Source organism: Streptomyces hebeiensis (assembly GCF_052983195.1).
The window spans coordinates 680,397-705,004 of sequence record NZ_CM129812.1; the positions used below are offsets into that span (position 1 = coordinate 680,397).

The following is a 24,608-nucleotide window of genomic DNA, read 5'->3' on the forward strand; positions in this document are numbered from 1 at the left end:
GGCCATCGGTCACGGTTGTCGGAGGGCAATAGAATCCGGGAGGGCCGAGACGGCGCGCTCACCTCGCAAGTCCGCGTGCCGGAAGGGCTGTTCGGGCACGATGACGGGGTGCCCATGGCGCCCTCCGGAGGGAGCGGGAATGGCAGAGCGTCCGGCGACGGGGCGGAAGGACCGGCCGGCGGCGCCCCGGTTGCGGCTGGACGAGCTGCTGGAGGGTCTGCAGGAGCAGGTGGCGCAGGTCCGGGCGACCCGGGACCGGGTGCACGCGCTGTTGGACGCCGTCCTCACCATCGGCTCCGACCTGGACCTCGATGTGGTGCTGCGGCGGATCACGGAGTCCGCGGTGTCCGTGGTGGACGCCGAGTACGGGGCGCTGGGGGTGTTGGGCGAGGAAGGGCGGATCAAGCGGTTCATCACGGTCGGCGTGGACGAGGAGACCATCAAGGCGATCGGTCACTATCCCGAGGGCGGGGGCATCCTGGGGCTGTTGATCAGGGAACCGGAGCCGCTGCGCCTCGCCGACCTCGGCACCCATCCCGAATCGGTGGGCTTCCCCGAGGGGCATCCGCCGATGACCACGTTCCTGGGGGCGCCGGTGCGCGTGCGCGACCGGGTCTTCGGAAACCTCTACCTGACCGACAAGCGCGGCGGGGCGCGGTTCGACGACGAGGACGAGGCGGTGCTGCGCACGCTCGCCGCCGCGGCGGGTGTGGCCGTCGACAACGCCCGGCTGTACGAGGACACGCGCCGCAGGGAGCGGTGGCTGGGCGCGAGCAGCGACCTCACCCGCGGCCTGCTCTCGGGCACCGATCCGGACCAGGTGCTGTACCAGGTCGCCGCCACCGTCCGGCGGCTGGCCGGCGCCGATCTGGTGACGGTGGCGGTGCCGTTCGACGGCGGCGACGAGCTGGTGATCGAGGCCACCGACGGGGAGGGCGCCGAGCGGGTGCACGGGCTGGTGTTGCCGCCCACCACACTGGCCGCGAAGGTGTACCACTCCAACGAACGGGTCTCCAGCGCCGCGCTGTCGGGGGAGCCCCAGGAGGGCGGGGGCTCGGCGGGGCAGATCGAACTGGGGCCGGGGTTTCTGCTTCCGCTGGGCGGCAGCGAGCATGTCCGCGGGGTTCTGCAGGTCGCCAACCTGCCCGGCGGGCAGGAGTTCTCCGAGGCCACCATGACCATGATCAGCGGATTCGCCGACCAGGCCGCACTCGCCCTGGAGATCGCCGAGCACCGGCGCGAAGCCGACCGGCGGATGGTCCTGTCCGACCGCGACCGTATCGCCCGTGACCTGCACGACCTGGCCATTCAACGGCTGTTCGCCTCCGGCCTGACCCTGAACTCGGTCCTTGGCCGGATCAGCGACCGGCCCGAGGCGGCCGAGCGGGTCCGGCGCGTGGTCGACGACCTCGACGACACCATCAAGACGGTGCGGAACACGATCTACGCGCTGCGCGAGCGCGACCGCGAGGGGGCACGCGGTCTGCGTGCCGAACTGCTGGCCGAGACCGACCGGGCCACGGGCGTGCTGGGCTTCACCCCCGCCCTGCGCATGACCGGCCTGCTGGACACCGGCGTACCCGCCGAGTATGCCGAGCAGCTCCTGGCGGTGCTGCGCGAGACGCTGTCGAACGCCGCCCGGCACGCGCACGCCACCCACGTCGAGGTCACGGCCGAGACCGACGGCAGCCGGCTGCGACTGCGCGTCGCGGACAACGGAACCGGCATCGACCCCGGCGTCACCCGGTGCAGCGGTCTCGCCAACCTCCACCGCCGCGCCGGCGACCTCGGCGGCAGTTTCACACTCGCGCCGAACGAGCCCGCCGGCACCGTCGCGGAGTGGACGGTGCCCCTCCCGGTGGAGGCGTGAGCCCGGGCCCGGTTCCCCGACCGGGACCGCTCCCGGTCCCGACCGCCGTGCCCGCGCGGCTCCCGCGAGAACAACCGGGTCCGCTCCACTGTCCTCGCGCGCGTACGGGGGTTGGGCCGGTCGGCCCTACCCCCTCACGACGACCGCGGGGACGATGAACCGATGTTCCAGAACGACGCCTTTCGCGCACTCGACCGGCACGAGTGCCTGAGCCTGCTCGCCAAGGTGCCGGTCGGTCGCGTGGTGTACACGCGGCAGGCGCTGCCCGCGGTCCTCCCCATCAACTTCTCCCTGGACACGGACGCCTCCGTCCTGCTGCACACCTCGTCGGACTCGGACCTCGTCCGCGCCATCGACGGCGTCGTGGTCGCCTTCGAGGCGGACGAGTTCGACGCCGCGAGCCGGTCGGGCTGGAGCGTTGTCGTCACCGGACGGGCCACCGTGGTGACCGATCCCGTCGAGCACGAGCGGCTGTCGGACGCCGGCCCCACGTCCTGGATGCCCCTGGGGGACGCGGTGTTCGTTCGGATCGAGTCCGAGATGCTCACCGGACGCGAGCTCAGAGGAACGCACGGCACGCGGTGAGGCGCGGCGGCACGGGGAACGCGCGGCGTCAGGCGCCGCGACCGCTGGGCGCACGACAGGGTCGCACGCGCTGAGCGCCTTCCTGCTCTTCGCGGTCTGGCCGTTCACGCGACTCGTGCACGTGTGGAGCGCCCCGATCGGCTACCTGGTCCGGCCGTACCTGGTCCACCGGCGTCGGGCCACACCGGCCGCGCGTCCGACGGACCGGGGCCGGCCCCGGTCGCCCTCCGGCCCCCGGCGAGCGGCGTGAGCCACGGATCCGCGCCCGCACCGGATCGGGTAGTGGGCGGACGCGGTCGTCGGGCCGGACGCGGGTGAGCCGGGGCGTTCGGCCCGGCGGCTCACCTCGTACCGTCAGCCGCCGTCGCGCTTCAGCCGCTCCTGGGCCTGGGTGGCGATGACGGCGGCCTGGATGCGCCGCTCCACACCGAGCTTGGCCAGCAGCCGGGAGATGTGGTTCTTCACCGTCTTCTCGGCGAGGTACAGCCGACGTCCGATCTGACGGTTGGTCAGTCCCTCGCCGATCAGGGCCAGGATCTCCCGCTCCCGTCCGGTCAGGCCCGACAGGGTGTCGGGCTCGGCCTCCCGCTCGTGGAGCTGGTCCTGGTCCTGGCGCAGCCGGGCCATCACCTTGGCGGTGGCGCTGGGATCGAGCAGGGACTGGCCGGCCGCGACCGTACGCACGGCCGACACCAGGTCCGACCCCTGGATCTGCTTCAGCACGTATCCGGACGCCCCGGCGACGATCGAGTCCAGCAGTGCCTCCTCCTCGTCGAACGAGGTCAGCATGAGACAGGCCAGTTCCGGCATCCGCGAGCGCAGTTCCCGGCACACGGTCACCCCGTCGCCGTCCGGCAGACGTACGTCCAGCACCGCCACCTGGGGGCGCAGCGCGGGGACGCGGACCAGGGCCTGCTCGACGTTGGCGGCCTCGCCGACGACCGTGATGTCCGGCTCGTCGTTCAGCAGGTCGTGCACCCCACGCCGTACCACCTCGTGGTCGTCCAGCAGGAAGACCCTTATCGGGTTGTCGCGCCCGGGCTGCTCCCCGTCCGCCATGTGATGCTCCTCGTCGCTCTGTCCGAATTCCGTCTCGGGCCCGGCCCACTGGGCGCAACCGGCGCCGGCCTCCCGCACGATGCCCGCCCCTCGCACGATCTTGCTCGATCCCGGACCGGAGGGCGAGGGCCGGTAGGCCCTACCGCCCCCCAACTCCGGTCCCCTCGTTCCGGCACAGCATGCCGACGGACCCGGAAGGGGTGCCATCCGGCCCTGCCCCGGGGCCGGATGGCCCATCGCCCGGCACGGCACACAGCAGCACGCTGGATGTGAAAGCTCGTACGCCCGACTGGAGGCACGTCATGAACGCTCCCGCCACGGCCGGCATGCTGCAGGCGCTGACGACCGAACACCGGCGGCGGCTGATGCACTTCGCCCGGGAGGTGTCGTTCCATCAGGGCACCCGCCTCTTCGAGGAAGGGGGCCGCGCCGACCGGTTCTGGATCATCCGCACCGGCGGCATCGACCTCGACATGCGCGTGCCGGGCCGCCCCGCCGCCGTCATCGAGTCCCTTGGGCACAACGAACTGGTCGGCTGGTCCTGGCTGTTTGTCCCGCACGCCTGGCACCTGGGCGCCGAGGCGACCAGTCCGGTACGCGCCTACGAGTTCGACGCCACCGTGGTCCGCTCGATGTGCCGGGACGACCCCGTGTTCGGCGCGAGCGTCGCCCAGTGGGTGGGCGATGTCGTCGCCCACCGCCTGCGCTCGGCCCGTACCCGGCTGCTGGACCTGTACGCCCCCTACGGCAGCGGGAGCCTCCTGTGACCGAGGAGGAGTTCCGCGACAGCTGTCCCGGCAGGTACGCCCGACTGCCGTGCCGCTCCGGCCCTCCGGCGGCTTCGTAGCCGGAGACGCCCCGGGCACCCGCCCGGACACGCCGCTGGACCGGATCGCGCACCAGCACGCCGCGGTCGGTGTCACCGACGACCGACAGGCCGCTCGACCCGGACGGGCATGGTGCGAGGACACATCAGCCGGCAGCGGTCACGGCACCGCGGTGGACGGGCACCAGGCGGCCCGATGTCACCCGCGGAGTGGGCTCGGTGGGGCGCAGGTCTTCGGGCACGTAGACCTTGGCCTTCGGATCGAACGGCAGGAGCTCGAGGACCAGTTCGGCGCCGTTGGTCAGGGCATCGCGGTGGCGGGCGAGGTCGATCTCCCACGGGTCGCCGTTCCAGTACTGGTCGGCGACGAGGATGCCGTCCCGGTGCGGAGGATCGCGGGCGCGACCGTCGCCGAGGAGGTCGGGCCACCGACGGCACCGGTCGGCAACGCGCGGGGAGGCGCCGCAGGGCTTGGGCGATCCCCCGCGTCGCCCAAGCCCTGCGGCCGGCCCGTCCCGGCCCGGTCGGGGAGCGTGACGGGCGGCTCTGAGTATATTGGCTGAGAGCCAGTCAACGCAGGAGTCCAGCATGTCCCCGCGAAGCCCGTCGGTCAATGAAGAGTTACGTCGGCGTTCCAGGGAGCGGCTGTTGCAGGCGACGGTCGAGCTGGTCGCCGAACACGGGTACGAGGCCACGACACTCGCCGACATCGCCCACCGGGCCGGCTCCGCACGCGGGCTGGTCTCTTACTACTTCCCCGGGAAGCGGCAGCTCCTGCAGTCCGCCGTGCACCGGCTGATGCACCGCACGCTGGAGGCCGCCCTCAGCCGGGAACCGCGCACGCGGGACGGTCAGGAGCTGATGGCGCGGGCGATCGACGCCATCCTGGGGCTGGCGGCCGACAAGCCGGTCGTGATGCGCGCGCACATGGCCCACATCCTCCAGGCTGAGGGCTTCGTACGGTGTCCCGAGCAGCAGCGGCTGGCCCAGCTCCTGCGCGACACGGTCGTGGCATACGGATCCGAGGACGCGGACAGCGACTACCCGATGCTGCGTGCCCTGCTGATGGGCGCGGTGTTCGCGGTGCTGATGCCCGGGGCCCCGATGCCGCTGCCCAGGCTGCGCGCGGAGTTGTTCCGGCGGTACGGGCTGGCCTGGGAACGCGGCGTTCCGCCGGGCGGGGAGCCGCCCGGCGGAACGAGTCAGGCCTTCGTCCTTCAGTGGCCGGAGGAGGCGAAGTAGTCCGGCTGCGTCTGGGCGTTGAGCTCGGACATCCGCACCTTCTTCGCGGGGTCCGTCAGGCGATCGTCGAGCCTCAGCACGTCGAAGCCCTTGACCATGTCGTTCGAGTAGATGTGGCCGTTGTAGTAGTACGTCGACCACGTGCCGCCGCCCACCATGGTGTCGGCCGAGAGCGGCCCGCGCTCGAAGTACGCGATCTCCTTCGGCTTGGCGGAGTTGGTGAAGTCCCACACGGACACACCGCCCTGGTACCAGGACTGGACCATGATGTCGCGGCCCTTGACCGGGATCAGCGAGCCGTTGTGGGCGACGCAGTTCTCGGTGTCGGCCTGGTGCCTGGGGATCTTGTAGTAGCTGCGGAAGACCAGCTTGCGCTTGTCGCCCTTGCCGACGATGTCGTAGATGCCGTCGGCACCACGGTTCGGGCCGATCTCCGCGTTGCAGGTGGCGGCGCCGCCGCCGCCCAGCTCGTCCGTGAAGACGACCTTGTCGGCGCCCTGGTTGAAGGTGGCCGAGTGCCAGAACGCGAAGTTGACGTTGTCCTGGACCCGGTCGATCACCCGGGGCTGCTCCGGGTCCTTGATGTCGAAGAGGATGCCGTCGCCCATGCAGGCGCCGGCGGCCAGGTCCTTCGAGGGCAGCACGGTGATGTCGTGGCAGCCGCTGGTGGCCGACACGCCCGGGTTGGTGGGCGCGCCCGGGTTGCCCCCGTCCGGGAAGAGCACGTCGAACTTGACGAGTTCGGCCTTCTGCGGGGCCTTCCGCGGCACCTTGATGATGGAGATGCCGTCGTGCGGCGGTTGGCAGTCCGGGAAGGACGCGCTGGGGGCGTACGACGACACGTAGATGTAGACGTTCTTGCGCTCCGGCACCAGGGTGTGGGTGTGCGAACCGCAGGCCGTCTCGATGGCGGCGATGTACTTGGGGTTCCGCTTGTCGCTGATGTCGAAGATCTTCATGCCCTCCCAGGAGGACTTCTCCGTCGCGGGCTGCGAGGTGCTCGCGCAGGAGTTGTCACTGCGGGAGGAGTCCGTGGAGAGGAAGAGCAGGTCGCCCTCGACCGAGATGTCGTTCTGCGATCCGGGGCAGAGCACCTGCGCGACGGTCTTCGGCGACTTCGGGTTGCTGATGTCGAAGATCCGGAAGCCGTCGTAGTTGCCGGCGAACGCGTACTTGCCCTGGAACGCCAGGTCGGAGTTCGTCCCGGTGATGAGGTCCTTGGGGACATTCGCGAGGTGCTTGATGTTGTCGCTGTGGACGATCTCGTCCACGCCGGGTATCTCACCCTTGTCGATGGCGGCCTTCGCTTCGGCGGCCTGGCTCGACGAGACCTTCTCCCTGACCGGGTTGTCGCCGGGGTCGGGGGTCGCGGACGCGGTCCCCGCGGTCAGGAGCGTGGCGAAGAGTCCGGCCGCGGCTGCCGCCACGCCCAGACGTCTGCGCCGCACTCGGGTGGTGTGCAACGAGGTCACTCGGTCCTCCCTGGTTTCCCCCGTTCGGTGTCGAACGGGTTCTCGACGTGGGCAGTATCGTCCTTCTCATGTACATCTCAACAGATGGCAACACAGACGTAACAAGAGTTTTTGATCACGTGCGCGCGGAAGCGTGCTAGGACGGTGGTGCACTCCACCAACAGCCCCAGGGAGGCCGCTGTGTTGACCCGCCGCAGGAATCCACGCGTCCGCAGGCCGGCGTACGCGGCGCTGACCGCCGTCGCCGTACTCGCCCTGGGAGCCTGCGACTCGGGCGGTACGGAGGCGTCGGGCGGCGACGGTACGGCGCATTCCGCCGCGGAGAAGGGACCGGGCGTACTCGCCCCGGGCAAGCCGGGCGAACCGGCGAAGACCCTGTCCGCGGCGGAGGCGGCGAAGGCCGCTCCGGACAACACCCCCAACTCGGCCGATTTCACGTATGCGCAGATGATGATCGTGCACCACGGCCAGGCGCTGACGATGACGGAGCTGGTGGCGGAACGGGCCGACGCGAAACAGGTGAAACGCCTCGCCGAACGCATCACCGCCGCTCAGAAACCCGAGATCGGGATGATGGAGGCGTGGTTGAAGAACAACGGAGGAGCGAAGCGGGGCCACGGCCATGACCACGCCACGATGCCCGGAATGGCCACCGAGGCCCAGCTGACGCAACTGCGCGCCGCGAAGGGGAAGGCCTTCGACGAACTGTTCCTGAAGCTGATGATCACCCACCACCAGGGCGCGATCACCATGGCCACCGAGGCGCTCTCGGAAGGGCGGAACGTACAGATCGAGGAAATGGCGAACGACGTGCTGTCCCAGCAGACGGCCGAGATGAACCGGATGCGCTCGATGTGATGCGGGAGAGGCCCCTCGTGAGCGATCAGCGCCGGTGGTGCCGGGCCGTCAGATGGCCCGCGTCCCGCGCCCCGGCGATCAGCCTGAGCGATTTGCGGCGGCTGAATCCGGTGGCGGACATGACGGCCAGCACGGGATCCTGACCCTCGCGCTGGGCGGCCCGGTAGATCTCCGCGACGCCGCGCCGGGCGGCGCTGCCGCGCGAGGAGGTGGGGCGCGCACGGTGCCGGCCGACAGCTTCCCGCTCCGGCTCCGGTCCGGGTCCGGGTTCCGGGTAACCCGCCGCGGTCCGCCGCTCCCCCACCGGAGCCGCGGCGACAGGTGCCGCCATCCCCGGGGGCTCCGCCGCGCCCGGCGGGCACCGCGACTCCCGCGAATCAGGCCGACGCTCCTGCGGGTCGCGGATGCCGGGCACGTCAAGGAGGGGCACAGCGCGGGAACTCGGCGGGTCCTCGGTCGGCATCTCGGAGACCGGCCTCTCGGAGACCTGTACGTCGGAGACCGGCATCTCGGAGGCCGGTACGTCAGAGGCCGGCGTCTCGGAGGCCGGTACGTCGGAGGCCGGCGTCTCGGAGGCCGGTACGTCGGAGGCCGGCAGGTCGTGAACCGGCGCGCCGTGCACCGCGGCATCAGGGACCGGCGCCTCGCGCGTCACGGCCACTCCCCGGGTGGGTCCCGAGACGGCCTGCGCCTCGCCGCCTCCCCGGTCGGGTGTCTCCGTAAGTGGTGGGGGCTCGTTCGGCCGGTGCGGACCCGTGACGACCTGACAGGCGTGGCGGAGCGGGACTTCGATCGCCTCCGCGAGGGCGGCGAAACCCTCCAGCGTCAGGGGCGGATCGGCCTGGGCGTCCTCGATGGCGATCCGCCCCTCCCGTACGACCGCGAGCACGTCGAGCCGGGCACCGTCGGCGAAGGTCAGCCGGACATCGACCCAGGGCGGCAGGATCTCCTGCGGAGCGGCGACGTCCCGGGGGTCCGTGACGCCGGTCGCGCTGCCGTGTCCCTGGACCTCCCACAGAGGCCACTCGCGCGCGTCATGGGGCCGGGATTCCCGGGCGGACATCCACTTAGATTCCGACACAATCGCAACTTAATCAGGCAATCCGCCCTTATTGTCAGGGCACGCTCGGGGGTGGCCCGCACGGCACCCTGTCGGCGCATCCCGCCTCAACCGGCGACGTGCGGCCCGACGGACGAGCCGTCACCCAGGCCCGCGACGTCGGCCGCCCGGGCGAGGACGTCGCGCAGCATCGCCGGCGTGAGCCGACCGGTCGCGGTGTTGCGCTGGCTGACGTGGTAGCAGCCGAAGAGGTGCAGTTCCCGCGCCCCGCCGCCCGCCGCCGGCCCGTCGAGAGGCGGCAACGCGAGGTGGGCCCCGTGGGCGAAGGCCGGCCGCGGGCGGGGCGTGGGCCATCCCGCCGCCGCCAGCGCCGGCCAGGTGGCCTGCCAGCCGAAGCCGCCGAGCACCACGACCGCGCGCACGGTGGGCCGCAGCAGCCGCAGTTCACGCACCAGCCAAGGACGGCAGGTGTCGCGCTCCGCGGGGGTGGGCCGGTTGTCGGGCGGGGCGCAGTGCACCGGCGCGGTCATCCGGACGGCCCGCAGGCGCATCCCGTCTCCGCCGTGGGTGGCGACCGGCCGCGTGGCGAGACCGACGTCGTACAACGCCCGGAACAGGACGTCACCGGAACGGTCGCCGGTGAACATCCGGCCGGTACGGTTGCCACCGTGGGCGGCGGGGGCCAGGCCGATGATCAGCATCGCGGCGTCGGCCGGTCCGAATCCGGGCACCGGCCTGCCCCAGTACTCCCAGTCCGCGTACGCCGCCCGCCGCGTCCGCGCCACCTCTTCCCGCCAGAGGACCAGCCGCGGACAGGCCCGGCACTCGGAGACACGCCGGTCCAGCGCCGACAGGTCCGGCGTGGCGGGCGCGGTCCGCTCCGGTTCCGCCGACTCCCGTCGGGCCATCGGTTCGCGTCCGGCCTTCGGCTCGTGTCCGGCCATCGGTCCCTCCGGCTCGTACGACAGTCGCCCTCCTCCAGCCGACTGTACGACCCGGGTACGACACTCCCCGCGCCCGCGGCGGACACCGGCACGCGTGCGACCGGTCGAACACCTCGGTATGGAATTCCTCACCGCGAGTTCCGGTTGGCACCGTGGTACGAGAACCATCGTGGTACGAGAGACATCGTAATTTGACGAACGTCATAGTACGGAACGTATCGTACAAAACCCGGCCGGCCGTACCGAGCGAAACGGAGTCCTTCATGAGCGATCTCTTCGAGCCCTACACCCTGCGGTCGCTGACCATTCCCAACCGGGTGTGGATGGCGCCGATGTGCCAGTACTCCGCGGACACCACGGGCCCGGACACCGGCGCGCCGAACGACTGGCACTTCGCGCACCTCGCGGCGCGCGCCTCCGGCGGGACCGGACTGATCCTCGTCGAGGCCACGGCGGTCAGCCCCGAGGGCCGGATCAGCCCCGCCGACCTCGGCATCTGGAACGACACTCAGGTCGCCGCGTTCCGCCGGATCACCGACTTCATCACCTCGCAGGGCTCGATTCCGGGGATCCAGATCGCCCACGCGGGACGCAAGGCCTCGACCGACCTCCCGTGGCAGGGCGGCGCCCCGCTCGGTCCCGAGGCGGGCGGCTGGCAGACGCTGGCACCGAGCGCGGTGCCCTTCGCCGAGACCGATCCCGTGCCCGCCGAACTCACCGTCGACGAGATCCAGGAGATCGTCGGACAGTTCGCGGCGGCCGCTCGCCGGGCCAGGGAGGCGGGCTTCCAGGTGGTCGAGGTGCACGGCGCGCACGGCTATCTGATCGGCGAGTTCCTCTCCCCGCACAGCAACCGCCGCACGGACGCCTACGGCGGCTCCTTCGAGAACCGGGCGCGGTTCGCCCTGGAGGTGGTGGACGCCGTACGCGCGGAGTGGCCCGAGGACCTGCCGGTGTTCTTCCGCGTCTCCGCGACGGACTGGCTGGACGAGGGCGGCTGGACGGCCGACGACACCGTCCGCCTCGCGGACGAGCTGCTCGCACACGGCGTGGACCTGCTCGACGTGTCCAGCGGCGGCAACGCACCGCGCGTCCGCATCCCGGCCGGCCCCGGCTACCAGGTGCCGTTCGCGGCCCGGGTCAAGGCCGAGACGCGGCTTCCGGTGGCGGCCGTCGGCCTGATCACCGAGCCCGAGCAGGCCGAGAAGATCATCACCAATGGCGAGGCCGACGCCGTCCTGCTCGGCAGGGAGTTGCTGCGCGACCCGTCCTGGGCCCGTCGCGCGGCTCGCGAACTGGGCGGCACGGTGTTCGTGCCGCGGCAGTACCACCGGTCCTGAGCGGGCCGGCGAGCCTCTGGGCGGCGCCTCGAAGGCCGGCACCGGGTCTTCGGGGCGCCGCCGTCGTGTGCGCGGGCCGACTCGGCCCACGCACCCGGACCGACTCCGCCCGCTGACCTGACACACACGTCCGGAGGCGTCCGGCCGCGGCCGGACGCGCGGCCAATCCGGCCGGTCAAGGGGCGAGCACGTCCGCCAGCCAGCTCAGTTGGCGACGGACGTGCACGGCGTCGCCGCCCTCGTGCTGGTTGAAGGGGTACGCGTGGATCTCCCGCAGCGGAGAGCGGCCGGTGAGCTCTCCGTAACGGTTGTAGGCGGCGTAAGCCCCGCTGGGCGGGCAGACCGTGTCCCGCAGCCCGACCCCGAAGTGCGCGGGGGCGGCGGCGCGCCGGGCGAAGGAGACGCCCTCCACGTAGGAGAGGGTGCGGCGGGCTGCGGCCTCGGCGCCGCGGTGCACGGAGAGGTAGGTGGCGATCTCGCCGTACGGGCCGGCGTCGGTGAGGTCGAGGGCGCGCCGGATGCCGCACAGCAAGGGCGCGCTGACCACCGCGGCCGCGAGGTCGGGGACCAGCCCGGCGACGGCCAGGGCGAGCCCGCCGCCCTGGCTGTTGCCGACCGCCGCCACCCGGTCACGGTCCACGCCCGGGAGCGACCGCAGTGCGGCGACGGCGCGAACCGCGTCGGTGATGAGCCGCCGGTAGTGGTAGTCGTGCGGGTCCAGCAGGCCGCGTACGACCGGTCCCGGACCGCCCGGTGCCCCGGCGTGCGGGTCGGGGGTGTCGCCACCGCTGCCGTACTGGTCGCCCTGGCCCCGGTTGTCCATGAGCAGGTGCGCGTATCCCGCGGCGGCCCAGGTGAGCCGCTCGTGGGGCAGGCCACGCCCGCGTCCGTACCCCGCGTACTCGACGACGGCCGGGCGCGGCCGCGGGTCTCCCGCCGGTCGTGTGTACCAGGCGCGTACCGGATCGCCCGCGAAGCCGCGGAAGGTCACGTCCCACGTGTCGACCAGGCGCAGCCCGTTGTCGACAGGCCGTACGGACACGACCGGTTCGCTCCGGCCGGATTCCCCCAACGTGGTTCGCCAGAAGGCGTCGAAGTCGGCCGGCTCGTCAGGGGCGGGACGGTGTCTCTCCAGTTCGGCCGGTGGCAGATCGAAGGCGGGCATGGCACCTCGCTGAGGGTCAGGGGGCGGCCGGGCCATCCGATCGGCACGGTCGCCCGCCGGAAACTTTCGAAAAGTCAGAACGGAGAACTCCCCAGCTCCTTTGCGGATATGCACAGCCCCACGCCGATTCTGACGCAACACGACCTCATGCAGAACCCATTGACACCGCTATCGCACACCCTTAAGTTGCGGCTTCATTGCCGAAATATTCGGAGAGTTTGCCGGCCGACGGGATCGGCCGCCGCCACACGTTGACGGTCGGCTCCTTCGTGCGGTCCCTCGGACCGGCCACGGGCCCGGCCCGTGGGACCGCTCATCGGACAGGCCCGTCGGACACTCACCGCCCTTGCTCCGCTCTTCTCCACGGGAGGCCCGAGCGTGACGACCCGCACCGCTGTTGACCCGGAGCCGGCCACCGGGAATCCGCCTCCGCCCGAGGACATCACCCCACGGCGGGGAAGGCGGCCCGCCGCGCGCCGCACCTGGCGGCAGGCGCTGCGCCGGGACTGGCAGCTCTACTCGCTCGCCGTGCTGCCGCTCGCGTTCTTCCTGGTGTTCCGCTACCTGCCGATGATCGGCAATGTCATCGCCTTCCGCCGCTTCGAGCCGGGCGGTTCCATCCTGGGCGCACAGTGGGTCGGACTGCGGTACGTGCGCATGTTCCTGACCGATCCGACGTTCTGGCAGGTGTTCACGAACACCCTGTGGCTGGGCGCCCTGACGCTGCTGTTCTGCTTCCCGGTGCCGATCGTGCTGGCGCTGCTGTTCAACGAGGTCCGCACCCGGGCGCTGAAACGCTTCGTGCAGTCGGTCTCGTACCTCCCCCACTTCCTGTCCATCGTGATCGTCGCGGGCATCACCACGCAGATGCTCGCCGCCGACGGACCGGTGAATCAGGCGCTCGAGAGCCTCGGTCAGGCACCGGTCGCGTTCCTCCAGGAGCCCGGCTGGTTCCGTACCGTCTTTGTGGGTTCGGAGATCTGGCAGACCGCCGGCTGGGGCACCATCCTGTATCTCGCGGCGCTGACCACCATCGACGAGGACCTGTACGAGGCGGCCCGCATCGACGGTGCGGGCCGGTGGCGGCAGATCTGGCACGTCACCCTGCCCGGCATCCGGCCGACCATGATCACGCTCCTGATCCTCAACATCGGCACCTTCATGGCCGTCGGCTTCGAGAAGGTCCTGCTCCTGTACAACCCGCTGACGTACCCGACCGCCGACGTCATCTCCACCTACCTGTACCGGACGGGCGTCGAGTCCAACAGCTTCAGTTACGCCGCCGCCATCGGCCTCTTCGAGGCGGTCATCGGTCTGGTCCTGATCGCCTCCGCCAACCTGCTCTCACGCCGCACAGTGGGGACGAGCCTGTGGTGACACCGCGCCGCACGGACAGCCGTGAGGACCGCCGCCCGGGCCACCGACCGGGCGCACGGCTGAGTCCACGGCCGGGCGCGCGACCGGTCCGCGGCACCGTGCGGCGGCCCCTCCATCGTCCGGGCCGTGGCTACCGGGTCTTCCAGGGAATCAACGCCCTGGTGCTGACGGGTGTCGTCGTACTGACCCTCTACCCGTTCCTCAACATCCTCGCCCGCTCGTTCAGCGCCGAGGCCCGGATCAGGGCCGGCGAGGTGAACCTGTGGCCGCGGGGGTTCAACCTCACCACCTACGAGATCGTTTTCCGGGACGAGACGTTCTGGCGCAACTACGTCAACACCGTCCTCTACACGGTCGTCGCCACGGCTGTCGCCATGCTCCTGACGACCTGTTACGCCTACGTCCTGTCGAAGAAGGACCTCACGGGCCGGGGCTTCCTCATCGGTGTCGCCGTGTTCACCATGTTCTTCTCCGGCGGGCTGATCCCCCACTACGTGCTCGTCACCAGCCTCGGCATGAAGAACACCCTCTGGGCGATGGTGATCCCCAACGCGATCAGTGTGTTCAACCTGCTGGTGATGAAGGCGTTCTTCGAGAGCCTGCCGGCCGAACTGGAGGAGGCGGGGCAGATCGACGGCCTGAGCACCTACGGCACCCTGCTCCGGATCGTGCTTCCGCTGTCCAAGGCAGTCGTCGCCACGATGGTCCTCTTCTACTCCGTGAGCTTCTGGAACTCCTGGTTCTCCGCGTTCCTCTACTTCGACCGGGCGGACCTGATGCCGGTCACCGTCTATCTGCGCAACCTCATCGTGGGCGCCACCGGCGGGACGGGCGCCGGGGCGAGCACGGACCAGCTCACCCAGGTCGCCGCGAACATCCAGTCGGTCACCATCGTGCTCACCGCGCTGCCCGTCCTGTGCGTGTATCCGTTCGTCCAGCGCTATTTCGTCTCCGGTGTCACGCTCGGCGCGGTCAAGGGATGACCGGCCCACCCCTGGCGCACCATCGGGACAAGGGAGTGAGGGAGTCACCGTGAAGAACTCCGGACCACTGTCGCGACGCGGTCTGCTCGCCGTGGCGGGCTTCGCCGGGCTCGCCGCACTGAGCGGGTGCGGCGGGGGCGAGGGCGACGAAGGCCCCGCTGACCTGTCGAAGAAGCGCAAGGGAGCGATGGACAAGTACGGCGTCGGCGACCAGTTCACGGCGGCCGGGCCGCTCAGCTTCTCGATCCTGCACAACAACATGCCGACCTACCCGATGAAGGACTCCTGGCTCTTCTGGAAGGAGATCACCAGACGCACGAAGGTCACCTTCGAGCCGACAGCGGTGCCGGCCAGCGACTACGAGAAGAAGAGAAGCCTGATGATCGGTGCGGGCGACGCCCCCTGGATCATCCCCAAGACCTACCACCCCCAGGAGACCGCGTTCGTCTCCTCGGGGGCGCTGCTCCCGGTCAGCGAGTACACCGGCCTCATGCCGAACTTCACGGCCAAGGTGAAGGCATGGGGCCTGGAGGGAGAACTCGACTCCATCCGGCAGGCCGACGGCAAGTTCTACCTGCTGCCGGGCCTGCACGAGAAGGTGCGGCACGGCTACTCGCTGGCCCTGCGCACGGACGTCCTGGAGCGGCTCGGCCTGAAGCTTCCCGGCACCTGGGACGAGGTCTACGACGTCCTCAAGGCGATCAAGGAGGAGTACCCCGACCGCTATCCGTTCTCGGACCGCTGGAGCGTCCCCACCTACCCGGCCGGATCGCTCCTGTCGTACCTCTCCAAGACCTACGGCACCAAGGCCGGCTGGGACTACGACAACGTCACCTTCGACACCACGGCGCGGAAGTACGTGTTCACCGGGGCCATGGACGAGTACCGGCGGCTGCTCGAATATCTTCGCAAGCTGTGCGCCGAGAAGCTGCTGGATCCGGAGAGCTTCACCCAGACCGACGACGAGGCCGTGCAGAAGCTCCTGTCCGAGAAGTCCTTCGCGATCAGCGCCAACCCGCAGGAACTCGTGCAGAACTACCGGTACAACCTCTCCGAACAGGTCGAGGGCGCCACGATCGAGATGATCCCGGTGCCCGTCGGCCCGGCCGGCCGGGCGGTGCGGGGAAGCCGTCTGGAGAACGGCCTGTTGATCTCCAGCGCGGCGCTCAAGAGCGACAGCTTCGTCGCGCTGATGCAGTTCGTGGACTGGCTGTGGTACTCGGACGCCGGGCAGGAGTTCGGCAAATACGGTGTCCAGGGCGTCACCTACAGCCGGTCCGGGCCCGGCCGGTACCGGGTCGCGGACGGTATCGGCCTCATGGGCACCCCCGCCGGCGCGCCGAAGGACCTCCAGAAGGACTACGGATTCTCCAACGGCGTGTTCGCCTACGGCGGCAGCTGGGCGCTGGTCTCCTCGTCCTTCGCCCCGGACGAGAAGAAGTTCGCCGACGCCATGGCGCGGCGCCCCCTCCGCCCCGTCGAACCCGCTCATCCTCTGAGGGCCGAGGAGCAGGAGCAGGCGGCGCTCTGGGACACCCCGCTCAAGGACCACGTCGCACAGAACACACTGAAGTTCGCCCTCGGCAAGCGTCCCCTGGCCGAATGGGACGGCTACGTCGCCGAGTTGAAGAGCCGGAACATGGACCGCTACGTCGACCTGCACAACCAGGCCTACGAACGCTTCCAGCGCGAGAAGGGCTGATCCCATGCGTCACGGCGTCCCGGACCGGCCCGTAGGCGGGCTCGGGCCGCGTCGCGGCACCCGGACCGAGCACGGTCCGGGTGCCGAGGGCCGGCCCTCGCCGGGCCGCGTGCCCGGGCCCGGCTTCTCCGGCGACGGTCCGCTCTCCCGGGCCGCCGCCCTGGTCCACACCCTGCTCACGGTGGAGGCGATGCTGCTCGCCGCCACGTCCCCGGGGCTCGTCGCCCTGTTCTTCCTCGACCGCGACCCGGTCGGCCTGCCGCTCGCCGCAGTCTGTCTGCTGCCGCTCGGCCCCGCTCTCGCCGCCGCCCTCCACACGCTGCACCACCGCGGTCGCGACCTGACCGACCTGCACCCGGCCCGCGACTACTGGCGCGGCTGGCGCCTGAACGCCTGGCCCGCCCTCAAGCTCTGGGCGGGGCTGCTCACCTGGCTCACCGTCGTCGCGTTCTGCCTCGCCCACTTCCCGCTCACCGGACTGCCCGGCTGGTGGGCCGCCCTGCTGGCGGCGGCCGGGCTCGCGGGGCTGCTCTGGGGCGCCCACGCCCTGGTCCTCACCTCCCTGTTCGCCTTCCGCACGGCGGACACCTGCCGGCTCGCCGCGTACTTCCTGCTCCGCCACGGCAGGACCACCCTCGGCGCCGCCTCCTTGATCGTCGTCGCCGCCGGCCTGACACTCCTCGCCACCGAGGCCCTGCCCGTCCTGCTCGCCCCGCTCCTGCTGCTGTCCCTGCTGCACACCAGCCGCCCGGTGATCACCGAGACCGAGGAGGACTTCACCGTATGACCCCGCCCCGCACCGGCAAGATCCCCTACGGCGGCGACTACAACCCGGAACAGTGGCCTGAGGCCGTCTGGGACGACGACCACCGGTTGTTCACCCAGGCACGCGTCGACACCCTCACCGTCGGTGTCTTCTCCTGGTCCCTCACCCAGCCCGCCGAGGACGTCCACGACTTCTCGGTCCTCGACCGGATCGTGGAGCACGCCGCCGCCGAGGGCCGGCGCGTCTGCCTCGCCACCGGAACCGCCGCTCTCCCGCCCTGGCTGGCCCGCGCCCACCCCGAGGTCAACCGGACCGACTTCGAGGGCCGCCGCCACCGCTACGGCCAGCGCCACAACTTCTGCCCCAGCTCCCCCGTCTACAAGACGGCCGCCGCCGCGCTCGCCGGCCGCCTCGCCGAACGCTACGCGGACCATCCGGCGCTGCTCGCCTGGCACATCGGCAACGAGTACGGCGGTGCCTGCTACTGCGACCTGTGCGCGGTGGCCTTCCGTGGCTGGCTGCGCGAGCGGCACGGCGGCCTCGACGCCCTCAACGACGCCTGGTGGACGACCTTCTGGTCGCACCGGTACACCGACTGGGACGAGATCGAGCCGCCCAGCGCGCTCACCGAGCACTGGCGCGGCCCCGACCACACCGCCTTCCAGGGCATCACCCTGGACTTCCTGCGGTTCACCACCGACGCGCTCCTCGGCTGTTTCCTCGCCGAGAAGGAGGCGATCCGCGCACACTGCCCCGACACGCCCGTCACCACCAACTTCATGGGCATGTACCGGCCGCTCGACTACCACCGCTGGGCGCCCCACCTCGACTTCGCCTCCTGGGACAACTACCCGCCCCTGGACGCGCCGCCGACCTGGCCCGCGCTCGCCCACGACCTGATGCGCGGGCTCAAGGACGGCGCCCCCTTCTGGCTGATGGAACAGACTCCCTCCACGACGGCCAGCCGTGACGTCAACCCCCTCAAGCGCCCCGGCGAACTGCGCCTGGCCGGCTGGCAGGCGGTCGCCCACGGCGCCGACGCCGTCCTCTACTTCCAGATGCGTGCCTCCCGGGGCGCCTGCGAGAAGTACCACGGCGCGGTCATCGGTCACGGCGGCCGGGCCGACACCCGGGTCTTCCGCGAGGTGAGCGAGCTGGGCATGGAGCTGGAGCTGCTGGGCGACGCCGCGCTCGGGGCCCGCACCCCGGCCCGTGTCGCCCTGCTCTTCGACTGGGACAGCTGGTGGGCCCTGGAGATCTCCGACGGCCCCACCCGCCTGCTGCGCTACCAGGAACAGGTGCACGCCTACTACCGGGCCGCCCGGGAGGCGGGAGCGGACGTCGACATCGTCCCGGTCACCGCGGACCTCTCCGCCTACGACGTGGTCCTCGCCCCCGTCCTGCACATGGTCAAGGGCGATCTCGCCACCCGGCTGGAGGCCGTGGCCGCGCGCGGAGGCACGGTACTCGCCACGTTCCTCTCCGGCCGCGTCGACGAGCACGACCGGGCGTTCCTGTTGTCCGACGTCCCCGGCCCGCTGGCCCCCCTCATGGGCATCCGCGTCGACGAATGGGACGCCCGCCCGGCGGACACCGCCCATCCCGTCGTCCTCCACGGCAGCAAGAACGAGGCACCGGACGAGGACGAGACCCCGGACGCCGTGCGCACGGACGCGCGCCTGGTGTTCGAGATCGTCCTGCCGCGCGGCGCCGAGCCGGTCGGCACGTACACGGCCGACTTCTACGCGGGCACTCCGGCCGTCACCCGCCACGCCTTCGGCGCGGGCGAGGGCTGGTACGTCGCCACGGCGCTGGACCGGACCGGTGTGGACTCGGTGGTACGCCGCGTCCTGGCCCGGCACGACCTGATCGGCCCCTACGCCGACCGGCCGGACGTGGAGACCGCCACGCGCGTCGCCCCCGACGGAACCCGACTGCACTTCCTCCTCAACCACGCGCCCGAGCCGGCCCGCCTGACCGCCCACGTCACCGGCACCGACCTGCTGACGGGGCGCCGGGTCGAGCGGGGCGCCCCGCTCGTCCTCGACCCGCGCGGGGTGGCGGTGGTGCGGGCTCAGTGAATGCGGCGGCCGTGGGCGTCCGGTACGCCGGACTTGCGGAAGAAGTAGCTGTTGACCTGGTCACGCCACTCTCGGGCACAGCGGAGCTGTTCCTCGTAGCGCTCCGTCACCCGCGCGTGCCGCGCGTCGTCGACCAGGCCGGCGAGCGAGGCCCAGGTCTCCCGCGCCGCCGCCACCTCGGCCACGCCCTCGAAACGCGTGTCGTAGATGTGCTGGATCACGGTCGTGCCGCTGTGCAGCACATGGCCGTAGGGCACGTGGTGGAAGAACAGCAGCAGCTCGTCGGGGCAGGTGTCGGCCGACTCGTACACCTCGGCCCACGGCGCGGCGTACTGTCCCGCGTACCCGGTGCCCGTGGCGCGGCTGCGGTCGACGCCGATCCCGTTCCGGTCGGCGAAGTGGTAGGTGCCCCAGGGGCTGTACTCGTACCCGTCCACGCTCGGCCCGTAGTGATGGCCCGGCTGCACCATGAAACCCACCCCGAGCGGCGCGGTGTACTTCTCGTACGTGCGCCACGAGTCGCGCAGAACGGCGCGCAGCCCGGCGCGCAGGCGTTCGGGGTCGGGGCCGGCCTCCGGCGTGAAGGTCAGCTCGATCCACTCGTCCAGGAGCGCGAGGGGGTCCGCGTCCGGCTGCCAGCCGAGCCGCCCCACGGCGTACAGGTTCGCCTGGGCGAGGGGGTGCCCGGTCCAGTACGGGTCGTCACCGGCGTTGGACACCGCGACGAGTCCGCCCCGCACCAGCTCGCCGACGCGGGCCGCCGCCGCGCCGCCGGGGCGGAACCGCAGCACCTGGCTCCACATCGGCGTGAGCGCGCACACGTGCCGCTGCTGGCCGGTGTACTCCTGCGTCGCCTGGATCTCCACCGCCAGCCGGGTGCGCGGCATGGCGCCGATGACCGGTGAGACGGGCTCACGTGTCTGGAAGTCCATCGGCCCGTGCTTCACCTGGAGCACGGCGTTGTCCCGGAAGGCGCCGTCGAGCGGCACGAAGTGGTCGTACGCGGCCCGTGCGCGGTCGGTCGTCCGGTCCCGCCAGTCCTGCCGGTGGTCGTAGACGAAGGCACGCCAGTGCACGGTGCCGCCGTACGGGGCGAGCGCGTCGGCGAGCAGGTTGGCGCCGTCCGCGTGGCTGCGGCCGTAGGCGAAGGGTCCCGGCTGCCCCTCCGAGTCCGCCTTCACCACGTACCCGCCGAAGTCCGGTATCGCCGTGTACACCCGCTCGGTCGCCCCGGCCCACCATGCGCGTACCTCCTCCTGGAGCGGGTCGGCCGTGGTGAGTCCGCCGAGCACGACCGGCGCGGCGAAGGTGACCGACAGGTGCGTCCTGATCCCGTAGGGCCGCAACGCGTCCGCGATGTCCGCCACGTCCCCGATCCGGTCGGTCAGCAGATGTGCCTCGGCCTCGTGCACGTTGACGTTGTTCACGGAGACCGCGTTGATCCCGCACGCCGCGAGCAGCCGGCCGTACGCCCGCACCCGCTCCAGGGCGCCGCGCGCCCGGCCGTCGCGCCAGAACAGCGAGCCGCCCGCGTACCCCCGCTCCACCTGTCCCATCACCGGGTGGACGGCCACGTTGTCCCAGTGGTCCAGCATGCGCGTGGCCAGCGCGGGGCGGTGCGCCTCGGGCGCGTGCTCGCCGTCGAACGCGGCCGCGCCGAGCCGTACGACGTGGAACAGTCCGTGAAGCAGCCCGCGCTGCCCCGTGGCCGTCACCACCGTCCTTCCCCGCTCCCGGGCCAGCGTGAACCCCTCGTCGCCGCGTTCGGCGGCCTCTTCCAGGCACAGCAGCAGGTCGTACGCGGGACCCTCCGACGCGGTCCCTTCTCGCGCGCGCGTCACCGTACCGCCGAACCGCTCGCAGGCCGCGGCCACCTCACCGTGCACGGTGTCCACGAGGGGGCCGGTCCCGCTGACGAGGACGCGCCCGGAGCCGAGGGCGCGGAACGCCTCCGGCGGCAGCCAGGCGTGGTCCGCTTCCGTCCGCGGTACGGAGAAGACGGGCGGTCCGGGTGGTTCGGAAGCGGGGCCGGGGCCGCGGGGCGCGTCGGTCACGGGATCCTCCCGGGGGCTACGGCAGTCGCCAGTCCACCGGCTGTGCTCCTTGGCGGACCAGAAGGTCGTTGGCGCGGCTGAAGGGCCGCGAGCCGAAGAATCCGCGGTCCGCCGACATCGGGGAGGGATGGGCGGACTCGATCGCGGGCAGGTCGCCGAGGAAGGGCCGGAGGTTCCGGGCGTCACGGCCCCAGAGGACGGACACCAGCGGCTTGCCCCGCGCCACCAGGGCGCGGATGGCCTGTTCGGTCACTTCCTCCCACCCCTTGCCGCGGTGGGCGGCGGGCTTGCGAGGGGCGGTGGTGAGCGCCCTGTTCAGCAGCAGCACTCCTTGACGCGTCCACGGTGTGAGGTCCCCGTTGGACGGCCGGGGCAGCCCGAGGTCCGACTGCAGCTCCCGGAAGATGTTCTCCAGGCTGCCCGGCAGGGAACGCACGTCGGGCGACACCGCGAAGCTGTGCCCGATGGCCATTCCCGGCGTCGGATAGGGGTCCTGCCCGACGATCAGCACCCGTACCTCGTCGAAGGGTTGCTGAAAGGCACGCAGGACATGCCCGCCGGCCGGCAGGTAAGTACGGCCGGCCGCGATCTCGGCTCGCAGGAAATCGCCCATCGCGGCGATGCGTCCGGCCACGGGGCGCAGCGCGTCCGCCCACCCGGATTCGACAAGTTCGTTCAAGGGTCGTGCTGCCACAGCGATCACTCTACTGGCCCACGGGACGGGCCCACCAATCCAGGACGAAGGGGAGGGCAACGGTCTTGTCGGCAACCGCCGTTCACGGGCACCGCTCCGTGGTCACCGGTCGGCACGCGTATGCCGAGTCCGGCCGGTTTCATGCCGCGAGCGGTTCCTCTTCATGCTGCGAGCGGTTCCTCGCCCGAGCGCCGGGGCTCGGGTTAGGCTGCCGCCGTCACTCGCCGTTCGTTCTCGCCTCTCTCTCAATTCCTCGCCTTTCCCCACCGTTTCCCTCGCCACCGTTTCCCTCCCACTCATCCTGGAGCCGGTCCATGAGCTCAGCCGGGCATGTGAGCTGGGTGCTGGGCGTCGACTCGGGCGGTTCGGGTCTGCGGGTCGCGCTCGGCTCGGCCAGTGGCGGGAGCGGGAACGCCGACGGTACGGGCCGGGTGGCCGTCCTCGCCACGGTCACCTCCGCCGAGCCGGTCCGTACGGGCCCCTCCGGCATCGACCCGGCCGACCTCCTCGGCCGGCTGCTGCCCGCCGTGGAGTCGCTGCTGGCGACGGTGGGGGCGCACCGCGGCGACGTCACGGCGCGGCCGGTCGCGGTCGCCATCGGAGCGGCCGGGATGGCGTCGCTCGGTGACGCGTTGCGCGCCGAGCTGCCCGCCGCGCTGCACGGGGCGCTGGGCGTACGGAAAGTGGCGCTGGCCGCGGATGCCGTCACCGCGTACGCCGGAGCCCTCGGCCAGCGCCCGGGGGCGGTCGTCGCGGCCGGTACGGGGCTCATCGCCCTGGGCACCGGCCTGGCGGACTGGCGGCGGGCGGACGGCTGGGGCCATCTGCTCGGGGACTGCGGGGGCGGCGCCTGGATCGGCCGCGCCGGGCTGGAGGCGGCCCTGCGCGCGCACGACGGCCGGAGCGGAGGTTCGCCCGCACTGTTGTCCAGGATGGAGGACGCGTTCGGGCCCGCCGACGGGATGCCGGGGCTCCTCTATCCACGCACCGACCGGCCCGCCGTCCTGGCCTCCTTCGCACCGGAGGTGGCCCGGTGCGCGGCCGACGATCCGGTCGCGCGGAGCATCATGTCGGCTGCCGCCCGCCATGTCGCGGAGGCCGCCGAGGCGGTCTGCCCCGCCTCCGGTGCGCCCGAAGTCGCTCTGACGGGCGGCCTGTTGAAGCTCGGCGACCCGCTCCTCGGACCCCTGCGCGCCGAGCTGGCCCGGCGGCTGCCGCATGCCGCGCCGGTGCCCGCGGCGGCGGACCCACTGGCGGGGGCGCTGCTCGTGGCGGGGGCGCTCGCCACGGATTCGCTGCGACTGCCACGCGATCCACACCTGCTGAACATCCCGACAGAACGGGACGGATGAGCGGAAAAATACCTAACGGATAAATGAGGACAGACGGTTCCCCACCGCCCCCTCACCGAACAGCGCAAGCCACGAAACCAGTAGCATTCGACGCCATGAGCACCCCCACTGGGCCCGCATCCGGCCTGCCCGTACGAATGCCGCGACCCCGACAGTCGGGGCGCCACCGCCGCCCGGAGCCGGTCGCGGCTCCCGATGGCGCTCCCGCGCTCGTCCTGGCCGTCCCCGGCACGCCCTCGGCCGCCGTACGTGGTCTGGCCGAGGAGCTCGTCAGCATCGCCCGTTCCGAGCTGCCCGGCCTGGAAGCGGGCATCGGCTTCCTGGAGGGCGACGATCAGTACCCCTCGCTCCAGGCGGTGCTGGCCGGCGCCGCGGCGCTGCGTACCGAGCGCTACGAACTGGCCAAGTCCCTGGGCCGGGAGGTCAGCGAGCCCGAGGGCCCGGTCGCGGTCGTCGTACCGCTGCTGGCAGGGCCCGACAGCGCTCTCATCACGCGGATAGGCGAGGCTGTCGAGGCCGGCGGCGCGGCCGTGGAGCTGACGGACGTGCTCGGTCCGCATCCGCTGCTCGCCGAAGGGCTGCACGTACGCCTGTCGGAGGCCGGTCTCGCCCGGGCCGACCGCGCCCGGCTGTTCACGGTCGCCACGGCGGCCGACGGGATCATCCTCGGCACGGTGGGCGGCGAGGAGGCTGTCCAAGCGGCGGGCATCACCGGGATGCTGCTGGCCGCTCGGCTCGCGCTGCCGGTGATGGCCGCGGCCCTGGACCAGGAGGGCTCGGTGGCCGCCATCGCGGAGCAGCTGCGCGCGGCCGGCTCGACCCAGCTGGCGCTGGCGCCGTACCTGGTCGGTCCCGAGCTGCCCGAGGGGCTGCTGGACGCGGCGCTCAAAGAGGCGGACTGCGCGACGGCCGAACCGCTGGGCTCGTACCCGGCGATCGGCAAGCTCGTGCTGTCGAAGTACACGACCGCGCTGGGCATCACGCCGCAGCCGCAGGGCACCCCGGCGCGCTGACGTCGCACTCGCGGGGTGACGGCGACGCCGCCGGCCCCGCGCCCGCGGGGTGTGTCGGCACGTCGCCCCACGCCCGCTACGTCGGCACGGCACCCGGCCGACGCCCGGCGGCGGGAGGGCAGACCCGTACGCCGGAAGTGGCCCGCGCCGGCCCGCCCTGGTCCT

The 24,608-nt window shown here is 71.8% G+C and carries 21 protein-coding genes and 1 pseudogene; 14 read left to right on the forward strand and 8 right to left on the reverse strand.

Features of this window, described 5'->3' with window-relative positions:
- Positions 1-139: 139 nt before the first annotated feature.
- From ACU6P3_RS02875 to ACU6P3_RS02885, 3 genes and pseudogenes are all read left to right on the forward strand, one after another.
- Positions 140-1,870 (forward strand): sensor histidine kinase, encoded by a 1,731-nt coding sequence (locus ACU6P3_RS02875; protein ID WP_447195763.1) that lies wholly within the window; start codon positions 140-142, stop codon positions 1,868-1,870.
- 162 nt (positions 1,871-2,032) lie between these two features.
- Positions 2,033-2,455 (forward strand): pyridoxamine 5'-phosphate oxidase family protein, encoded by a 423-nt coding sequence (locus ACU6P3_RS02880; protein ID WP_352088171.1) that lies wholly within the window; start codon positions 2,033-2,035, stop codon positions 2,453-2,455.
- 64 nt (positions 2,456-2,519) lie between these two features.
- Positions 2,520-2,705, forward strand: a pseudogene (locus ACU6P3_RS02885) (respiratory nitrate reductase subunit gamma); the annotation flags it as partial.
- Positions 2,706-2,809: 104 nt separating this feature from the next.
- Here the strand turns inward: ACU6P3_RS02885 and ACU6P3_RS02890 are convergent.
- Complete coding sequence (locus tag ACU6P3_RS02890; protein WP_447195764.1) at positions 2,810-3,514, reverse strand: response regulator; 705 nt, start codon at positions 3,512-3,514, stop codon at positions 2,810-2,812.
- Positions 3,515-3,816: 302 nt separating this feature from the next.
- Here ACU6P3_RS02890 and ACU6P3_RS02895 point away from each other — a divergent pair, with 302 nt between their 5' ends.
- Complete coding sequence (locus ACU6P3_RS02895) at positions 3,817-4,281, forward strand: cyclic nucleotide-binding domain-containing protein (protein WP_447195765.1); 465 nt, start codon at positions 3,817-3,819, stop codon at positions 4,279-4,281.
- 205 nt (positions 4,282-4,486) lie between these two features.
- Here the strand turns inward: ACU6P3_RS02895 and ACU6P3_RS02900 are convergent, their stop codons facing one another.
- The gene (locus ACU6P3_RS02900; protein ID WP_447195766.1) at positions 4,487-4,930 is read right to left on the reverse strand and encodes a hypothetical protein; all 444 of its coding nucleotides are present in this window, start codon (positions 4,928-4,930) and stop codon (positions 4,487-4,489) included.
- On the opposite strand from ACU6P3_RS02900, the gene ACU6P3_RS02905 reads away from it, so the two are divergent.
- The gene (locus tag ACU6P3_RS02905; protein WP_447195767.1) at positions 4,929-5,582 is read left to right on the forward strand and encodes a TetR/AcrR family transcriptional regulator; all 654 of its coding nucleotides are present in this window, start codon (positions 4,929-4,931) and stop codon (positions 5,580-5,582) included. The two genes, ACU6P3_RS02900 and ACU6P3_RS02905, sit on opposite strands and share 2 nt — an antisense overlap.
- Here ACU6P3_RS02905 and ACU6P3_RS02910 read toward each other — a convergent pair.
- The gene (locus tag ACU6P3_RS02910) at positions 5,558-7,054 is read right to left on the reverse strand and encodes an LVIVD repeat-containing protein (RefSeq protein WP_447195768.1); all 1,497 of its coding nucleotides are present in this window, start codon (positions 7,052-7,054) and stop codon (positions 5,558-5,560) included. The two genes, ACU6P3_RS02905 and ACU6P3_RS02910, sit on opposite strands and share 25 nt — an antisense overlap.
- 180 nt (positions 7,055-7,234) lie before the next feature.
- Between ACU6P3_RS02910 and ACU6P3_RS02915 the strand changes: the two genes are divergently transcribed.
- Positions 7,235-7,912 carry a DUF305 domain-containing protein gene (locus ACU6P3_RS02915; RefSeq protein ID WP_447195769.1) on the forward strand — a complete coding sequence of 226 codons (678 nt, stop codon included), beginning with the start codon at positions 7,235-7,237 and terminating at the stop codon, positions 7,910-7,912.
- 25 nt (positions 7,913-7,937) lie between these two features.
- On the opposite strand, the gene ACU6P3_RS02920 is transcribed toward ACU6P3_RS02915, so the two are convergent.
- Both ACU6P3_RS02920 and ACU6P3_RS02925 read right to left on the reverse strand, forming a co-directional pair.
- Positions 7,938-8,975, reverse strand: a complete 1,038-nt coding sequence (locus tag ACU6P3_RS02920) for a DUF6214 family protein (protein ID WP_447195770.1) — start codon at positions 8,973-8,975, stop codon at positions 7,938-7,940.
- A 104-nt stretch (positions 8,976-9,079) separates the two neighbouring features.
- Complete coding sequence (locus ACU6P3_RS02925; RefSeq protein WP_447198189.1) at positions 9,080-9,880, reverse strand: uracil-DNA glycosylase; 801 nt, start codon at positions 9,878-9,880, stop codon at positions 9,080-9,082.
- A 299-nt stretch (positions 9,881-10,179) separates the two neighbouring features.
- On the opposite strand from ACU6P3_RS02925, the gene ACU6P3_RS02930 reads away from it, so the two are divergent.
- On the forward strand, positions 10,180-11,256 hold the full coding sequence (locus ACU6P3_RS02930) for an NADH:flavin oxidoreductase/NADH oxidase (protein ID WP_447195771.1): 1,077 nt from the start codon (positions 10,180-10,182) through the stop codon (positions 11,254-11,256).
- 175 nt (positions 11,257-11,431) lie between these two features.
- Here the strand turns inward: ACU6P3_RS02930 and ACU6P3_RS02935 are convergent, their stop codons facing one another.
- On the reverse strand, positions 11,432-12,421 hold the full coding sequence (locus ACU6P3_RS02935) for an acetylxylan esterase (RefSeq protein WP_447195772.1): 990 nt from the start codon (positions 12,419-12,421) through the stop codon (positions 11,432-11,434).
- Positions 12,422-12,862: 441 nt separating this feature from the next.
- Between ACU6P3_RS02935 and ACU6P3_RS02940 the strand changes: the two genes are divergently transcribed.
- The 5 genes from ACU6P3_RS02940 to ACU6P3_RS02960 all read left to right on the forward strand — a co-directional run bounded on the left by ACU6P3_RS02940 (position 12,863) and on the right by ACU6P3_RS02960 (position 19,330).
- A complete protein-coding gene (locus ACU6P3_RS02940) occupies positions 12,863-13,798 on the forward strand; it encodes an ABC transporter permease (protein WP_447198190.1) in 936 nt (311 codons plus the stop codon).
- A gap of 98 nt (positions 13,799-13,896) precedes the next feature.
- Positions 13,897-14,781, forward strand: a complete 885-nt coding sequence (locus ACU6P3_RS02945; protein ID WP_447195773.1) for a carbohydrate ABC transporter permease — start codon at positions 13,897-13,899, stop codon at positions 14,779-14,781.
- Between the two features lie 49 nt (positions 14,782-14,830).
- Positions 14,831-16,483 (forward strand): ABC transporter substrate-binding protein, encoded by a 1,653-nt coding sequence (locus ACU6P3_RS02950; protein ID WP_447195774.1) that lies wholly within the window; start codon positions 14,831-14,833, stop codon positions 16,481-16,483.
- Between the two features lie 4 nt (positions 16,484-16,487).
- The gene (locus ACU6P3_RS02955) at positions 16,488-17,270 is read left to right on the forward strand and encodes a YesL family protein (protein ID WP_447195775.1); all 783 of its coding nucleotides are present in this window, start codon (positions 16,488-16,490) and stop codon (positions 17,268-17,270) included.
- On the forward strand, positions 17,267-19,330 hold the full coding sequence (locus ACU6P3_RS02960) for a beta-galactosidase (RefSeq protein ID WP_447195776.1): 2,064 nt from the start codon (positions 17,267-17,269) through the stop codon (positions 19,328-19,330). The genes ACU6P3_RS02955 and ACU6P3_RS02960 overlap by 4 nt, the downstream gene beginning before the upstream one ends.
- Here the strand turns inward: ACU6P3_RS02960 and ACU6P3_RS02965 are convergent.
- Together ACU6P3_RS02965 and ACU6P3_RS02970 are read right to left on the reverse strand one after the other, a co-directional pair.
- The gene (locus ACU6P3_RS02965; protein WP_447198191.1) at positions 19,324-21,291 is read right to left on the reverse strand and encodes an alpha-glucuronidase; all 1,968 of its coding nucleotides are present in this window, start codon (positions 21,289-21,291) and stop codon (positions 19,324-19,326) included. The two genes, ACU6P3_RS02960 and ACU6P3_RS02965, sit on opposite strands and share 7 nt — an antisense overlap.
- A 109-nt stretch (positions 21,292-21,400) precedes the next feature.
- Entirely contained in the window at positions 21,401-22,078 is a 678-nt protein-coding gene (locus ACU6P3_RS02970; protein WP_030743469.1) for a uracil-DNA glycosylase, read from the reverse strand.
- A gap of 314 nt (positions 22,079-22,392) precedes the next feature.
- Here ACU6P3_RS02970 and ACU6P3_RS02975 point away from each other — a divergent pair, with 314 nt between their 5' ends.
- Both ACU6P3_RS02975 and ACU6P3_RS02980 read left to right on the forward strand, forming a co-directional pair.
- Positions 22,393-23,430 (forward strand): N-acetylglucosamine kinase, encoded by a 1,038-nt coding sequence (locus tag ACU6P3_RS02975; protein ID WP_447195777.1) that lies wholly within the window; start codon positions 22,393-22,395, stop codon positions 23,428-23,430.
- A 95-nt stretch (positions 23,431-23,525) separates the two neighbouring features.
- Entirely contained in the window at positions 23,526-24,443 is a 918-nt protein-coding gene (locus tag ACU6P3_RS02980; protein ID WP_447195778.1) for a sirohydrochlorin chelatase, read from the forward strand.
- Positions 24,444-24,608 lie beyond the last annotated feature (165 nt).